A 15,890-nucleotide genomic window follows, 5' to 3' on the forward strand; every position below is an offset into this window, starting at 1 on the left:
GGTCCTGCTCTTTCGCCGTGTCGGCGTCTTGGGTGGTCGGCTCAGTCACGAGGATCCTCCGGGTCGAGTCCGAGGAGCGGGAAGCTCGCTCTGCGAGTGGCGATGATCGCCGAATCCACCCTTTCGAGTGCACGATCGGCTGCTTCGAGCGATCCCTGGACAGCACCTCCTGGGCCGTCCCACGCGGGATAGTCCACGTCTCCACCGTCGCCCATCGCCTGTGGCAGGTCGACGCTGGGCGCCAGGTGCCGAACCCGATCACGCCAAAGATCGGGCAGAGGCATCGCAGGGTCTATCGGGCGGCCGAGGGCCGCGGCGAGCAGATAGGTCCACGCTCTGGGTACCACTCGAACCAGTCCGTAACCACCACCGCCGACTGCCAGCCATCGCCCCTCCGAATGCTCGTCCGCGAGGTCACGCATCGCGAGAAATGCGGCGTTCTGGCCGTCGACCGTGAGCGCGAGGTCCGCGAGCGGATCTTCTCGGTGACTGTCGACTCCACATTGACTCACGATGATCTGAGGGCGGAACGCCGAAATTGCTCCCGGTACGATCGCATGGAAGGCGCGTAACCACAGTCGATCACCGGTGCCGGGCAGTAGTGGAACGTTGATTGCCGTGCCCTCCGCAGCGCCGGAACCGACTTCGCTCGACCACCCGGTGTTGGGCCACAAGGTCGCCGGATGTTGGTGCAAAGACACCGTCAGGACCCTCGGATCATCGATGAAGGCATGCTGCACCCCGTCACCGTGGTGAGCATCGACATCGATATACGCAATTCGATCGAACCCGTTGTCCAGCAACCACGAAATAGCGATTGCGGCATCGTTGTACACGCAGAAACCAGATGCCCAGTCCGCCATGGCGTGGTGCATCCCACCGCCGATGCTGACAGCTCGCCGAGCCCGTCCGGACGCAATCTCCCGGGCTGCTGCCAGAGAACCGCCGGTCAGCATCGCGCTCGCTTCGTGCATGCGTTGGAAGATCGGATTGTCGTCCCCGCCGAGCCCGTGTTCGGGCTCCTCCGAATGGCCGGCCGATGCCAGTTTCTCCGAAGCGGCAAGTTTCTCAGGGGCACGCTTGACCGCTTCGATGTAGGCCGGAGTGTGAATCCTCAGCAGCTCCGAATCCGGTGCGGCGATCGGCTCCACGAGTTCGATGCCGTCGAGCACGCCGATCTGCCGCGCCAGCGACATGGTCAGATCAAGTCGAGTCGGGTTCATGGGGTGGTCATCGCTCCACCGATACGAGAGGTACTCCGCGCTCCACACGACGATGTCTTCGGCGGCTGCCGAATTCTGGAACGGTGATCGAGCCACCTGGTCTGCCATGACGGACACGCTACGTGCTGCAAGGGCACTGGGCGAGCAACGGCACTGTGCGAGCAACGCCGAACATTGCCTCCGTTGCGAGTCTCGGCACCGTCCGGCTCGCCAGCGGAACGGCCTGGAACACCTATACGCGCCGATCAACGGTAGAATCGGCCGAGACGAAGGGGTTGAGTGTGAAGGATCTGGTCGACACCACGGAGATGTACCTCCGCACGATTTACGATTTGGAGGAAGAGGGTGTGGTGCCTTTGCGGGCACGTATCGCCGAACGCCTCGAACAAAGTGGTCCTACCGTCAGTCAGACTGTGGCCAGGATGGAACGTGACGGGCTGCTTTCCGTTGCGGGCGACCGCCATCTGGAGCTGACCGAGAAGGGACGCGGACTCGCCGTGTCGGTGATGCGCAAGCATCGACTCGCCGAGCGACTGCTGGTCGACATCATCGGTCTTCGCTGGGAAGACGTCCATGCCGAGGCATGCCGGTGGGAACACGTGATGAGCGAAGAGGTGGAGCGTCGTCTCGTCGCTGTACTGAACAATCCGACGACCTCGCCCTACGGCAACCCGATACCAGGTTTGGATGAGCTGGGTCTCGGCCAGCCGGCGGCGGTCCACGAAGATCTGATTCGACTGACGGACGTCTCCCACGGCCACCCGACGGCGGTGGTAGTGCGTCGACTCGCAGAGCACGTCCAGTCCGATCCGGAGGTCATCGCACAGTTGCGTGATGCGGGTGTCGTGCCGGACGCCCGGGTTACAGTCGAGGCCAAGCCAGGCACGGTCACCATTACCGTTCCAGGTCACGAGGGAATAGATATTTCGGAAGAAATGGCTCACGCCGTTCAGGTGAAGTTGGTCTAGTTCATCGCGTCGAGGCGCGGAGGCCTGCATACATCGATCGGCCTTCGGCCCTACGAGGAGATGAAGTAGTGAGACTTTTGGTGACCGGCGGTGCCGGCTACGTGGGCAGCGTCTGCGCGGCGGTACTTGTCGATCGAGGACATGACGTCGTCGTCGTCGACAATTTGTCCACCGGAAACAGCGAGGCCGTCCCGGCGAACGCGACGTTCGTCGAAGCCGACATCAAGGATGTTGCGGCCTCGCTGTTGTCCCAAACGAAATTCGATGGGGTATTGCATTTCGCCGCCCAGTCACTTGTCGGTGAATCGGTTGTCGCGCCGGCAAAGTACTGGTCCGGCAACGTCGTGACCACGCTCGCGTTGCTCGATGCGATTCGCGAGTCGAACACCCCTCGGCTGGTGTTCTCGTCGACCGCGGCCACCTACGGTGAGCCGCAGAAGACACCGATCACCGAGGATGCACCGACAGCGCCGACCAATCCTTACGGTGCAACCAAATTGGCGATCGATCACGCGATCACGTCGTATTCAGCGGCATATGGTTTGGCTGCCACCAGCCTGCGATATTTCAACGTTGCTGGTGCCTACAAAGAGTTCGGCGAGAATCGGGTTGTCGAGACACATCTGATTCCGCTCGTGCTGCAAACGGCTCTGGGCCAACGCGAGAAGATTTCGGTATTCGGTTCCGACTATCCGACACCGGATGGAACTGCGGTACGCGACTACATCCATGTCGCGGACCTGGCCGAGGCTCATATCCTCGCTCTGGAAGCATCGACACCGAGCAGTCATCGGATTTACAACCTCGGCAGCGGTACCGGATTCTCCGTACGTGAGGTCATCGACGCGTGCACACGTGTGACAGGCCTTCCCATCACCGTCGAGGATGCACCCCGTCGCGCAGGTGACCCTGCTGTGCTGATCGCTTCGAGCGATCGTGCCATCTCGGAGTTGGGGTGGACTCCGCGGTTCACCGATCTCGATGTCATCGTCGGGGATGCTTGGACGTTCCTGCAGAATCTCGGAGACCGATCTCACGCGGTACAGGTCACTGCGCGCTCGTAGGTGGCGACAAACGGACACCACACAGCTCGGCGACTGCGTAGCCACTGAGCGCGACTTCTCTGATCATCTCCGGACGGGCGCCAGCGTTCAAGGCGGAGTCGAGAAGACGTGCGAGTGAGTAGTCGGGGTCGGCGGCCAACGCTAGTTCGATCGCAACCCCTGCCATTACTCCGTCACCGCGTGCGTAAGCGCTGAACCCGAGCAACGTTGCCGGGCACGCCCGCTCGGGTGCCGGCAAGGTACGCGACAAATGCGACCACAATTGCTCGGCAGTGGCGGCGCTGTCGTGAAGGACCAGTGCGAGCATGCTGTCGCGAACCATCAAGCGCGTCAAGGCAACCCCGAACTCGGCGATCTGCGCCGCCGAAATTTCGAGCGATCTCGGGTGATCGAGTGGCGATTGTTCCCACCGACCGATCTCTTGGAGGATTCGTTCGATGGAGGTTCGTTCCGAGGGCATGCCCGCTTCTCGGGCCACGCCTATGCACGCGCGCACCTGCCTGCTCATTTCGGTATCCAAGGGCTGCAACAACTCTGCGAGCGCTTCTCTGGACTCCAGCATTGCTCTCCCCCCGAGCACGTACGCGAGCGTCACGGCCGAAGACCGCGGATCCGATACGGTGCCCCTCTCCCGCGGCTCGGTCAGGGAGATCCATGCACATCCTTGCGCGATGTTCTCGGTCAGGAACGTATCGAGCAGGTTGGTACCCCGCGTCCGGAGTCGGTCCTCGAGCCTGCTTCCGAGAGCCTGGTAACGGGTGTCTCTGCGGCCTGCTTTCGCTGAGGTCTTCGTTCCGTCGTCGACGATGACAGCGATGGCCGCGCGAACCTCGTCCCGCATGCAGACGGTCGCGAAGCGGTCGATCACATCGGCCATCTCCATGCTTACCGAGCGCAGTGTCACGTCGGGGTCCGGAAAGCTCAGATCGTGACGCATCACTGTGCCAATAGTGAGGTTTTCGCCGATCCGGCCGGTAAGGCAGATGAGCAGGAGAGAGCGCCAAGGGGTGAAGCCGAGTATTGCCGGGATGGCTGCAATCAGGTCACCGGTAGCCGACACCGTGGCCAGCATCGGTGGAGTGGGTCGATTCTCAGGGAAGGTCGTCATGGCGAGAACAATGACGTGTCGACATTCGACTACCGATCAGCTGACCTGGGACGAAGAAGGCCTGTGGACAGCGCAACGCCCTGTGGAAGAACACGGCTTACATGTTCGAGATTTGACGCTTCCCGTCGGACATTCGTGCTATCCGGCGTTCACCTTCTGGACCGCAGCGGTGAACAACTCGTCCAACACGGCCGCATCAGGTGCGGAGTTGTCGAACGACATGAACGTTGCTGCTATTCGGACGTCGTCGACCTGAGCCATCAACGTGAGCATCGACTGCGTCACCGAGTCCGCGCCGGTGCCAGAATTCACGGTCTGCTTCACCGCGAGGGTCTCGTCGGCATTGATCGGAGGCGCCGGGGAGATGGTCGACCGGATGACGGAGGTCGCACCGGATTTGGTTGCCTCGACCTCGCCGCACTGCTGAAGTTGCTCCTCGCGTGCCGACAGCGGCTCGTCGACCACAGTCAGTTCGATCGAAATCGTCGCCCGGTTGGCGTTATCGGTTCCGACGATCAACGCAGCGCTACCCGCCGCCGAACTTGGTTCCGTGGGCTTGCATCCCGCTGGCGACACCTCGGCGCCGGCGGGAATTCCGGTGAGGTCCGGCGACGCCTGTGCAATTGCCTGAGGAGGGAGCACTATGGCCTCGTACGGAGCTGGAAACTGGGATGGATCGATCAGAAGCGCTCCGAGATCCCGCCCGTCTGCAGGTGTAGTCGCCCCGTCTCGAGATGTAATCGACGTCGACCCCTGGCCGCCGGCTTCAGCGGTGCCGGTCACAGCGGACGAACATCCAGCGAGCGCGAGGAAAGTAGTCGCCCCGAGCGCGATCAGAAGCGGGCGAGATCTCGATACGGAACGGCACAGCACGGAAGGTCCTCCAGTATTCGCAGACGAATCTGTTTCGGGCATCGCGTCGGCGCCTGCGGATAACCGGCTCCCGCCCGGTTCCACCTTCTCACTCGAGTGGTGAACAAGGCGGGAGACAGGCCGAACTTCTACCGCGATTGCCGGTGATCCGGGCGACTCACGACCCGCGCTTGATCCATTCCTCCAGATGCGGAGACTCGTCGCCGATGCTGGTGCCGTCACCATGACCGGTCTTGACGCGCGTCTCCGCCGGAAGGGCGAACAGCTTGTCCCGGATGGAACCGATGATCGTCGGGAAGTCCGAATACGAACGTCCCGTTGCTCCCGGCCCGCCGGAGAACAAGGTGTCTCCGCTGAACAACTCTCCAGCTTCGGGTACGTACAGGCAGGTGGAGCCTGGTGAATGACCGGGCGTGTGGATAGCGACGATGTCGGTTCCCGCTATCGAAATCCGGTCACCGTCCTCGATGGTCCGATGTGCAACACCCGGATGAGTCTGCTCCCACAGCATGTCGTCCGCCGGGTGAAGCAGCACCGGGGCATCGAGCGCCTGCGAGAGCTGCGGGGCGACCGTCACGTGGTCGTTGTGGCCATGCGTGCAGACGATGGCCTTGACGGTTCGGCTACCGACCGCGTCCAGGATCGGTTGCTGCTGGTGCGCTGCATCGACTATCACCACCTCGGTGTCGTCACCGATCAACCAGATGTTGTTCTCGACGTCCCAGGTACCGCCGTCGAGACTGAAGGTCCCTGACGTCACCACCCTCTGGATGCGCAATTTTCCGCTCATAGGATGACTACCGAACGCAGCACCTTGCCGTCGTGCATCGCAGTGAACGCGGCTTCGACGTCGTCGATACCGATTCGTTCGGTGACGAATTTCTCCAGTGGCAATCGACCTTGCTCGTAGAGATCGACGAGCATCGGGAAATCCCGCTCCGGGAGGCAGTCGCCGTACCAAGAGGACTTGAGCGAGCCACCACGTGAGAAGAAATCGACCAGAGGCATCTCGAGTGTCATGTCCGGCGTCGGAACACCCACCAGAACAACTGTGCCGGCCAGATCGCGAGCGTAGAACGCCTGCTTCCACGTCTCCGGTCGACCGACAGCATCGATTACGACGTCGGCACCGAACCCACCGGTCAATTCCTGGATGGCTTCGACCGGGTCGACCGCGGACGCGTCCACCGTGTGGGTTGCGCCCAAGTCCTTCGCCCACTCGAGTTTTCCCTTGTCCCGATCGACAGCGATGATCTTCGTCGCGCCTGCAAGCTTTGCTCCGGCGATGGCCGCGTCGCCGACGCCACCGCAACCGATGACTGCGACCGAGTCACCGCGCGAAACGTTGCCGGTGTTCATTGCAGCGCCGATACCTGCCATGACGCCGCAGCCGATCAGCCCGACAACCGCCGGGTCCGAGCCCGGAGCAACCTTGGTGCACTGCAGCTCGTGGACGAGAGTCTTGTCTGCGAACGCGCCGATACCGAGCGCAGGCGTGAGTTCGGTGCCATCTGCCAGCGTCATCTTCTGCGAGGCATTGTGAGTGTCGAAGCAGTACCAGGGCGTGCCCTTCTTGCATGCCCGACACTCGCCACACACTGCGCGCCAGTTCAAGACCACGAAGTCACCGACCTCGACGTGCGTCACCGCGTCGCCGACAGTTTCCACGGTTCCTGCGGCCTCGTGCCCGAGCATGAAGGGGTACTCGTCATTGATTCCGCCATCACGGTAGGCCAGATCCGTGTGGCAGACGCCGCACGCGTCGATCTTCACTACGACGTCGCTGGGGCCCGGATCCGGAATCGTAATCGTCTCGATCGACACCTCTTCGCCCTTGGCCTTGGCGACGACGGCACGCACTTGCTGCGGCATAAGCACTCCTTCGACGTTCGACTTGTGATCTCTGCAGACCAGACTCCCACAACGTGTGCACACGACCAGCGACGCCTGCGGGAATGAACTCGGTGTTTCGCGGCGTTCTCCCTAGGAAGTAGCCGTACTCACGGCAGTACGATCGTCACGCCGAACCGACGGGTATTCTCCACGCGAGGTCGGTTACGGCCGTGGTGCTGGCCCCGAGTGGGCACGAAGAAACGGAAAGGGGTTCGGCCATGGACGAACAATCGAATATGTACGAGCTGGAATTTCCGGCGCCGCAAACGATGTCCGGTGACGGTGTCGGTCCGGTGTTGGTGCATGGACTCGAAGGCTTCTCCGATGCAGGTCACGCAGTAAAACTCGCCACCAAGCACCTTCGTGACACGCTCGAGACGGAACTCGTTGCTTCGTTCGATGTCGACGAGCTGATCGACTACCGCTCACGTCGGCCGACGATGACGTTCAAGACGGATCACTTCTCGGATTACGAGGCGCCAGAGCTCAATCTGTACGCCGTCAAGGACAACGCGGGCACGCCATTCCTGCTTCTTGCCGGAATGGAGCCGGACCTTCGGTGGGAGAAGTTCTCCACTGCTGTGCGTCTGCTGGCCGAGCAGCTGGGAGTGCGTCGAACCATCGGTCTGGGGTCGATCCCGATGGCGATACCTCACACTCGTCCGTTGGGCGTGACCGCTCATTCCTCGGACAAGTCCTTGATCTCCGAGGAGCACAGCTGGTCGGGTGACATCCAGGTCCCCGGCAGTGCGTCCTCGCTTCTCGAACTACGGATGGCCCAGCACGGCCACGTATCCATGGGATTCTCGGTCCACGTTCCGCACTACCTAGCCCAAACCGACTATCCGAGTGCCGCGCAGACATTGCTCGAACATGTCGGCGAGGCCGGAGGTCTGGACTTGTCGTTGGTTGCGCTGGGCACTGCCGCAGCTCGAGTGCAGGAGCAGGTCGACGAGCACATCACCGGCAACGAGGAAGTGCAGTCGGTCGTACATGCCCTCGAACGCCAGTACGACACCTACGTTGCAGCACAGGAACAGCAGTCGACGCTTCTCGCCAGCGACGAAAGCCTTCCGAGCGGTGATGAACTGGGCGCGGAGTTCGAGAAGTTCCTCGCCGAACAGGGCGGGTTCGAGGCCGAGCCGGAAGATCTGGACACAACGGGCACCGACACGGACGGCCCTGACACCGGGCGCTGACCGGCACATGGTTCGACCAATGAATGGGTGATTGTGTGAACGTTCACACAATCACCCATTCTCATTTTGTTCACATTTCGTAGCAGTGGGATAACGAAACATATCTGTAACCAGAATCCCTCTCCACGTCGTGTCGAGCGTCTTCACTCATGCGAGAGTGTTCGAGGAAGTACAGCAGTGTCGAAAAAGTACAGAACTGAGGAATCAGGAGGCGCGACATGAGCAGTCCTCGCACTCGCAAGCTCCGCCCGGTTCCCAATGCCGAGCCGAAATTGATCTTCCGCACCATTCATGGGTATCGGCGAGCGTTCCGGATGGCAGGCGAAGGCCCAGCGCTGTTGTTGATTCACGGAATCGGTGACAGCTCCGAGACGTGGAACGCCATAATTCCGCATCTCGCGCAGAACCACACTGTCATTGCACCCGACCTGTTGGGACACGGGCAGTCCGACAAACCCCGCGCCGACTACTCGGTGGCGGCGTACGCCAACGGCATGCGCGACCTGTTGTCCGTCTTGGGAGTCGACCATGTGACGGTGGTCGGCCATTCCCTCGGCGGCGGTGTCGCGATGCAGTTCTCTTACCAGTTTCCGCACATGGTCGACCGTCTCGTTCTCGTGTCCTCCGGTGGAGTCACCAAGGATGTCCATCCACTTCTACGGTTGGCTTCGGTGCCATTGGCCAGCGAAGCAGTCAAGCTTTTACGCCTCCCCGGAGCCATGTCGGTCGTCAGGCTGGCCGGCAACCTCATCGGAAAACTGAATACGACGCCGTTGCGGCCGGGCGCCTTGCTCCACGACACACCTGATCTCGTGCGCGTCCTGGCGGGCCTGCCGGATCCCACTGCGTACGAGGCGTACCTCCGCACTCTGCGCGCTGTCGTGGATTGGCGGGGCCAGGTTGTGACGATGCTCGACCGGTGTTACCTCACCGAGAATCTGCCGGTGTTGCTCGTATGGGGAGATCGGGACGTGGTGATACCGGTCAGTCATGCGCACCTCGCGCATTCCGCAATGCCCGGATCCAGACTCTCGGTGTTTCGCGAGGCCGGCCACTTCCCGTTTCGTGACGATCCGATGCGTTTTTTGAACGTGCTCGAAGAGTTTCTCGCCTCGACGCCGCGTCTGGACTTCGACGAGACTCGATGGCGGAACTTCCTCATCACCGGAGTCGGTGAAGACATGATCACCGGGAACGCCAGTACCAGACTTTCGGTACTGGGAGCCATGGGAGCGGACGAACGCAGCGCGACCTGACACGCCCTGCGCACGGGCCGCTGACTGCGACGCGGCCAGCGCACCATAGCCTGTTACGGTGCTCCTCTCCGAACTCGTACCTGCCCCCACAACCAGCGAGGCGCAGGATCCGGACACGTTGTTCGACATTTTCACGACGTGGACCAGCGATCGAGGGCTGAATTTGTACCCAGCGCAAGAAGATGCGCTGATCGAGCTGGTGTCGGGGTCCAACGTCATCCTCGCGACACCGACCGGCTCGGGGAAGTCGATGGTGGCCGTCGGTGCGCACTTCGCTGCGATGGCCGCCGGTAAGCGGACCTTCTACACCGCACCCATCAAAGCTCTGGTCAGCGAGAAGTTCTTCGCACTGTGCGATATTTTCGGCGCTAAAAATGTCGGCATGATGACGGGCGATGCCGCGGTCAACGCCGGCGCCCCGATCATCTGCGCGACCGCGGAGATCGTCGCGAATCTAGCTCTCCGCGAGGGAGCGAACTCCGATATCGGCCAGGTGGTGATGGACGAGTTCCATTATTACTCCGAACCCGACCGGGGATGGGCCTGGCAGGTTCCCATCATCGAGTTACCGAACGCTCAATTTCTCTTGATGTCGGCGACTCTGGGCGACGTGTCTTTCTTTCGAGACGACCTCACCCGCCGCACCGGGCGACCCACCACCGTGGTGTCGGGCTCCGAACGGCCTGTGCCCTTGACGTTCTCGTACGTAAGCACACCGATCGGTGAAACCATCGAGGAGCTGGTGTCCACGCATCTCGCACCCGTGTACGTCGTGCACTTCACCCAGGCGTCCGCCCTCGAACGAGCGCAGGCGCTGACGAGCGTGAACGTGGCCTCCAAGTCCGAGAAGCAGCAGATCGCCGAGGCGATCGGCCAATTCCGCTTCACTACGGGTTTCGGCAAGACACTTTCGCGACTGGTGCGTCACGGAATCGGCGTACACCATGCGGGCATGCTCCCGAAATATCGACGCCTCGTGGAGAAACTTGCCCAGGACGGTCTGCTCAAGGTCATCTGTGGCACCGACACCCTCGGTGTGGGCATCAATGTTCCGATCCGAACCGTGTTGTTCACCGGCCTGACCAAATACGACGGCATTCGCACTCGCAAACTACGCGCCCGAGAGTTTCACCAGATCGCCGGACGCGCCGGACGTGCCGGATACGACACGCTCGGAACCGTCGTCGTCGAGGCACCGGAACACGACATCGAGAACGCACGGCTCGTAGCGAAGGCCGGCGACGATCCGAAGAAACTCAAGAGGGTCCAACGCAAAAAGGCGCCCGATGGCTTCGTCTCGTGGGGTGAGCCGACGTTCGACCGGATCATCACAGCGAGTCCGGAGGCGCTGGTCTCGAGGTTCTCGGTCAGCAATGCGATGTTGCTCAATGTCATTGCCCGACCGGGTAATTGCTTCACCGCAATGCGGCATCTGCTCGAGGACAACCATGAGACTCGACCAGCCCAGCGCAAGCATATTCTCCGAGCGCTCTCGCTCTATCGTGGTCTGGTCTCGGCGGGCATCGTCGAACAGCTCGCGGAGCCGGATGCGGAAGGACGACACGCCCGCCTCACGGTCGACTTGCAGCCGAACTTCGCACTGAACCAACCACTGTCACCGTTCGCACTCGCCTCGTTCGATCTGCTCGATATCGAATCCGATACGCATGCACTCGATGTGGTGTCGATCATCGAGTCGACACTCGACGATCCCCGCCAGATCCTGATGGCCCAGCAGCACGCGGCTCGTGGAGAAGCAGTCGCACAGATGAAGTCGGATGGTATCGAGTACGAGGAGCGAATGGAACTGCTCGAGGAGGTGACGTGGCCGAAACCCCTCGCCGAGCTTCTCGTGCCTGCCTTCGAGATCTACCGCGGTGGGCATCCGTGGCTGACGGAAGTCGCGCTCTCCCCCAAGTCCGTAGTCCGCGACATGATCGAGCGGTCGATGACGTTCACGGAACTGATCAGTCACTACGGTCTCAGTCGTTCGGAAGGACTCGTTCTTCGGTACCTCGCCGACGCGTATCGCGCACTACGCCAGACGGTGCCGCCAGAAGCCCGGACCGAGGAAGTACAGGACATCACCGAGTGGCTCGGGGAACTCGTTCGCCAGGTCGACTCGAGCCTGCTGGACGAATGGGAAAACCTCACCGACCCGGGTGAAGAGGCCGAGACGAAGCCCGAACCCTATGGCGGTGACACACCGAAGCCGATTTCCGCGAATCCACGCGCGTTCCGGGTGATGGTGCGCAACGCCATATTCAAACGAGTGGACTTCGCGGCGGCGGGCTGGTGGAACGCGCTCGATGCGTTGGACGACGGCCCTGACTGGGAAACAGAACTCGAACCCTTCTTCGAGGAGTACGGCGAGATCGGCACCGGCCCATCCGCGCGTGGGCCGGCCTTGTTCGAACTCACGATTGGCAGCGATCGGACGACGGTCAGGCAGGTACTGGAAGATCCCGACGGTGATCACGGGTGGTCGTTCGACGCGGTCGTCGATGTCGAGGAGTCCGATGCTCTCGGTGAGATCGTGTTCGACGAGATCACTATTACTGCCGGCTGAGTTCGCTACCTCGATCCTCGGCTACTGGTCAGCTACCGGGCTTACGGCCGATCCGATTCGCGAGATCAGCGCACTCAGTGCCCGATACTCTTCGGCCCGCCCGCTCGATGCACGATGGACGAGGCCCATGCGCCGACCGGGCTTCGGGTCTGCGAACTCGGCCCGGCCCAGCGCACCCTTGCCCATCTCCACGGCAACAGCCGACCTCGGGACGAGTGTGACGCCGAGACCGCCTGCGACGCATTGAACCAGCGTGGCAAGCGAGGTTGCTCTCGTGTCCCCGGTTGCAGGGACCGCGTCGACCGACCGGCAGAGGTCCAGAGTTTGATCCCGCAGACAGTGGCCGTCGTCCAGCAACAGGATCGGCAGGTCGACGAGTGCCGACAGGGTCAGATCACGTCGTCCGTCGAGTTCATGACCGATGGGGACGACGAGCACGAAATCCTCGGCATACAGGGGTATTTCGACGATGCCGGACTCTTCGGTCGGCAGTGCGACCACCGCTGCGTCGATCGCTCCCGACCGTAGCGAGGCCAACAGGCGGTCCGTCTGATCCTCGACGATGTGCGCGTTCACGTCCGGGAATTCGGCCCGCATCGCCGGGAGCAGGGCGGGTAGCACGTACGGCGCAACGGTGGGTATGAGTCCGAGACGAAGTGGGCCGGACAGTCGACCTCCCATGCCGGATGCTTCGGATACGAATCCGTCGGCTGCATCGAGGGTTGCCCGTGCATGCTCGAGCAAATGTGTACCCGCAGTGGTCATCAGAACTCGCCTGGTGCTTCGTTCGACGAGCTGAACGCCCAGTCCCTGTTCCAGCGAGGCGAGGGCCTGGGAGAGTGTCGGCTGGCTGATGTGCAGTCGCGCGGCGGCACTTCCGAAATGACGTTGCTCGGCAACTGCGACGAAAGCGCGCAGCTGTGAGAGCGTCGGTTGATAACTTCTATCAGTCATACCTATTAGTCTAGTGCTACTAATCACCTTTACCTTTCGCGTATTTTTTGGCACACTCGTACATGTCGGAGACCGACCGTGGGAAGCACCGACAACACGCGACGGCGCTCCACACGCGACTCCACCGAATTCGCAACACCGCGCATGTACGAATACGACGCGCACCACGAGCGCGACGCATGCGCACCACTACAGAGGAGGACCATATGGCCCTGTTGACAATCGGCGATCAGTTCCCCGCATACAACCTCACCGGCGTTATCGGCGGAGACCTGTCCAAGGTGAACGCCCAGCAGCCTGACGATTACTTCACCACCGTCACCAGCGATGACTACGCTGGCAAGTGGCGCATCGTCTTCTTCTGGCCGAAAGACTTCACCTTCGTGTGCCCGACCGAGATTGCCGCATTCGGAAAGCTGAACGAAGAGTTCGCCGACCGCGACGCTCAGGTACTCGGAGCGTCCGTCGACAACGAGTTCGTGCACTTCCAGTGGCGTGCACAGCACGAGGACCTGAAGACCCTTCCGTTCCCCATCCTCTCCGACCTCAAGCGGGAGCTTGCAACCGCTGCAGGTGTTCTCAACTCCGATGGTGTCGCCGACCGCGCGACATTCATCGTCGATCCGAACAACGAGATCCAGTTCGTCTCGGTCACCGCAGGTTCCGTGGGCCGCAACGTCGATGAGGTTCTGCGTGTTCTCGACGCACTGCAGTCCGACGAGCTGTGCGCATGCAACTGGAAGAAGGGCGACCCCACCATCGACGCGGGCGAGCTGCTGACGGCGAGCGTCTGACATGAGCGTAGAGAATCTGAAGAATGCTCTTCCGGAGTACGCCAAGGATCTCAAGCTCAACCTGAGTTCCATTGTGCGATCGACGGTTCTGACTGAGCAGCAGCTATGGGGCACGCTTCTCGCCACTGCTGCCGCCACCAAGTCCACGACGACGCTGAAAGAGATCGCCGAGGAGGCTGCGGACACGTTGTCCGCCGATGCCTACAACGCCGCTCTGGGTGCTGCATCCATCATGGGGATGAACAACGTCTTCTACCGCACCAAGGGCTACCTGGACGGCAAGTACGACGACCTTCGCGCAGGTCTGCGGATGAATATCATCGCCAGTTCCGGCATCGACAAGGCCGACTTCGAACTGTTCTCGCTGGCAGTCTCGGCCGTCAACGGGTGCAACCACTGCGTCGAGGCACACGAGAAGACCCTTCGCGACGAAGGCGTCGACCGTGAGGTCATCTTCGAGTCGATCCGCGCAGCGTCGATCGTCGCGGGCGTCGGCCAGGCCATCGAGGCCAGCCGCACACTCGACGGAGCAACTGTCTGATAGACGAAATACACAGCGAAAGAGGCCCGCACACTCGTGTGCGGGCCTCTTTTTCCGTCAGTTCACTCGGTGATGGCCGACTGGTGCGCGGGTACCTCGACGGCGATCTCGTTGCCGAGGTGAACGCCTTCAGCGAGAGGTAACCGGTCACCGCTCCAGAATTTTCCAGGATCGAACCAATTCGCCTTCTTGTTGCCATTCAGCAGACCCATCGAGTCGTAGGTCATGGCTACCACTTCAGCGCAATACGCTGTTTCCAGAGCCGCGGCATGGTGGTCACTCTTGCGGAAGCTCGGCACGCGACCCTTGAACCACCTCCCCGCCAGTTTCGCGGTAGTCGGGAACGCCGTTCCGTCCATTCGAGCTATGGTGCGCAGCAATGCGTCTTCCTGCTCGCGAGTGACTGCAGTGTCGAGTTGTCTAAGCCAGCAACGCTGCTCGTACTTGTTCGACCACTGCATCACTGCCGCATGGAGGTCATGTAACTGCACGCCGCGCTGAAAATTACCGGTCCACATGTCCTGCAGCGTTTTTCCCAACTCGGCGTGCCACATGAGCGGAGGAAGGTCGTCGACCACCACTGCCATGCCGACGTGGTTGACCGGACTGTTGGTCAATGTCTGTATCGCACGATCAGTGGCAGAATGGCCGCGGAAGATCCAAATGTCTCCGGTGCGAGTCGCATCAACCGCTGTATTCAAATCGATCCGCGACGCAGTCATGTCGCTCAGCCTAGATCGTCCCGAAACCTCGAACTCCCCCACCAGGTATTCAGTGGAGCCATTTGACGTTTGATTCGAATTTCTTCAATATAGACATATGTCGAATCAGACTCACATTATCGACGACCTCAGCCGCGGTGTGTGCTGCTCGCCGCTGATTGCCGAGCCATTGTCCGCCGACTGGGCAGGGGATCTCGCCCGAATGTTCAAAGCGCTCGGCGATCCGGCCCGGCTTCGACTCCTAAGCCTGATCGCCAGTCACGCCGGTGGCGAAGCGTGCGTGTGTGACATCTCCGATTCGTTCGACCTGTCTCAGCCGACGATCTCCCATCATCTCAAAGTGTTGCGTGCAGCTGGTTTGCTCGACTGCGAACGCAGTGGGACCTGGGTCCACTACTGGGTCATACCTGCTGCGCTGCAACAATTATCGTCGGTCTTGGCCGCCGCCGACCCGACCACCGATGATGCCGCGCTGGTGACGGCATGAGTAGCCAGGCGAACACCTCCGATCACCCGGCCGTAGTCGGCAAGCTCTCCACTCTCGACCGGTTCCTGCCGGTGTGGATCGGCGTCGCGATGGTCATCGGCTTGGCCTTGGGTCGGTTGATTCCGGGCCTGAACGACGCCCTGTCGACCATCTCGATCGACGGCGTCTCACTACCTATCGCTATCGGCCTGCTGATCATGATGTATCCGGTCCTGGCGAAGGTGCGCTACGACCGACTG

The 15,890-nt window shown here is 61.5% G+C and carries 16 protein-coding genes; 9 read left to right on the forward strand and 7 right to left on the reverse strand.

Annotated features, from left to right (window positions below):
- Positions 1-41: 41 nt before the first annotated feature.
- Positions 42-1,331: an acetoin utilization protein AcuC gene (locus BJI47_RS08415; RefSeq protein ID WP_088943259.1), complete on the reverse strand. Its 1,290-nt coding sequence runs from the start codon at positions 1,329-1,331 to the stop codon at positions 42-44.
- A gap of 173 nt (positions 1,332-1,504) precedes the next feature.
- On the opposite strand from BJI47_RS08415, the gene BJI47_RS08420 reads away from it, so the two are divergent.
- Both BJI47_RS08420 and galE read left to right on the forward strand, forming a co-directional pair.
- Positions 1,505-2,191, forward strand: a complete 687-nt coding sequence (locus BJI47_RS08420) for a metal-dependent transcriptional regulator (RefSeq protein WP_088943317.1) — start codon at positions 1,505-1,507, stop codon at positions 2,189-2,191.
- Positions 2,192-2,259: 68 nt separating this feature from the next.
- Positions 2,260-3,255, forward strand: a complete 996-nt coding sequence (galE, locus tag BJI47_RS08425) for a UDP-glucose 4-epimerase GalE (protein WP_088943260.1) — start codon at positions 2,260-2,262, stop codon at positions 3,253-3,255.
- On the opposite strand, the gene BJI47_RS08430 is transcribed toward galE, so the two are convergent.
- The 4 genes from BJI47_RS08430 to BJI47_RS08445 form a co-directional block, all read right to left on the reverse strand.
- Positions 3,239-4,363, reverse strand: a complete 1,125-nt coding sequence (locus BJI47_RS08430) for a DUF4192 domain-containing protein (protein WP_088943261.1) — start codon at positions 4,361-4,363, stop codon at positions 3,239-3,241. The genes galE and BJI47_RS08430 overlap by 17 nt on opposite strands.
- A gap of 138 nt (positions 4,364-4,501) precedes the next feature.
- Entirely contained in the window at positions 4,502-5,146 is a 645-nt protein-coding gene (locus tag BJI47_RS08435; protein ID WP_254900456.1) for a sensor domain-containing protein, read from the reverse strand.
- Positions 5,147-5,393: 247 nt separating this feature from the next.
- Positions 5,394-6,026 carry an MBL fold metallo-hydrolase gene (locus BJI47_RS08440; RefSeq protein WP_088943262.1) on the reverse strand — a complete coding sequence of 211 codons (633 nt, stop codon included), beginning with the start codon at positions 6,024-6,026 and terminating at the stop codon, positions 5,394-5,396.
- Positions 6,023-7,108: an S-(hydroxymethyl)mycothiol dehydrogenase gene (locus tag BJI47_RS08445; protein ID WP_088943263.1), complete on the reverse strand. Its 1,086-nt coding sequence runs from the start codon at positions 7,106-7,108 to the stop codon at positions 6,023-6,025. Before BJI47_RS08445 ends, BJI47_RS08440 begins: the two co-directional genes overlap by 4 nt.
- A 239-nt stretch (positions 7,109-7,347) precedes the next feature.
- Here BJI47_RS08445 and BJI47_RS08450 point away from each other — a divergent pair, with 239 nt between their 5' ends.
- The 3 genes from BJI47_RS08450 (at position 7,348) to BJI47_RS08460 (ending at position 12,153) form a co-directional block, all read left to right on the forward strand.
- Positions 7,348-8,328, forward strand: coding sequence for a proteasome assembly chaperone family protein (locus tag BJI47_RS08450; RefSeq protein ID WP_088943264.1), 981 nt, complete (start codon positions 7,348-7,350; stop codon positions 8,326-8,328).
- Positions 8,329-8,546: 218 nt separating this feature from the next.
- On the forward strand, positions 8,547-9,584 hold the full coding sequence (locus BJI47_RS08455; protein ID WP_088943265.1) for an alpha/beta fold hydrolase: 1,038 nt from the start codon (positions 8,547-8,549) through the stop codon (positions 9,582-9,584).
- 58 nt (positions 9,585-9,642) lie between these two features.
- On the forward strand, positions 9,643-12,153 hold the full coding sequence (locus tag BJI47_RS08460) for an RNA helicase (protein ID WP_088943266.1): 2,511 nt from the start codon (positions 9,643-9,645) through the stop codon (positions 12,151-12,153).
- 21 nt (positions 12,154-12,174) lie between these two features.
- On the opposite strand, the gene BJI47_RS08465 is transcribed toward BJI47_RS08460, so the two are convergent.
- Positions 12,175-13,107 (reverse strand): hydrogen peroxide-inducible genes activator, encoded by a 933-nt coding sequence (locus BJI47_RS08465; RefSeq protein ID WP_088943267.1) that lies wholly within the window; start codon positions 13,105-13,107, stop codon positions 12,175-12,177.
- Positions 13,108-13,313: 206 nt separating this feature from the next.
- On the opposite strand from BJI47_RS08465, the gene BJI47_RS08470 reads away from it, so the two are divergent.
- Positions 13,314-13,901 carry a peroxiredoxin gene (locus BJI47_RS08470; RefSeq protein ID WP_084348974.1) on the forward strand — a complete coding sequence of 196 codons (588 nt, stop codon included), beginning with the start codon at positions 13,314-13,316 and terminating at the stop codon, positions 13,899-13,901.
- Between the two features lies 1 nt (position 13,902).
- Positions 13,903-14,442, forward strand: a complete 540-nt coding sequence (locus BJI47_RS08475; RefSeq protein WP_088943268.1) for a carboxymuconolactone decarboxylase family protein — start codon at positions 13,903-13,905, stop codon at positions 14,440-14,442.
- 62 nt (positions 14,443-14,504) lie between these two features.
- On the opposite strand, the gene BJI47_RS08480 is transcribed toward BJI47_RS08475, so the two are convergent.
- On the reverse strand, positions 14,505-15,164 hold the full coding sequence (locus BJI47_RS08480) for a hypothetical protein (RefSeq protein ID WP_088943269.1): 660 nt from the start codon (positions 15,162-15,164) through the stop codon (positions 14,505-14,507).
- 97 nt (positions 15,165-15,261) lie between these two features.
- Between BJI47_RS08480 and BJI47_RS08485 the strand changes: the two genes are divergently transcribed.
- Complete coding sequence (locus tag BJI47_RS08485) at positions 15,262-15,651, forward strand: helix-turn-helix transcriptional regulator (RefSeq protein ID WP_088943270.1); 390 nt, start codon at positions 15,262-15,264, stop codon at positions 15,649-15,651.
- Positions 15,648-15,890 (forward strand): arsenic resistance protein (locus BJI47_RS08490; protein WP_368655876.1); only part of this gene is annotated, 243 nt, incomplete at its 3' end. The genes BJI47_RS08485 and BJI47_RS08490, both read left to right, overlap by 4 nt.

This window comes from Rhodococcus sp. 1168 (assembly GCF_002091955.1).
In the GTDB taxonomy this organism is placed as follows: Bacteria; Actinomycetota; Actinomycetes; order Mycobacteriales; family Mycobacteriaceae; genus Rhodococcoides.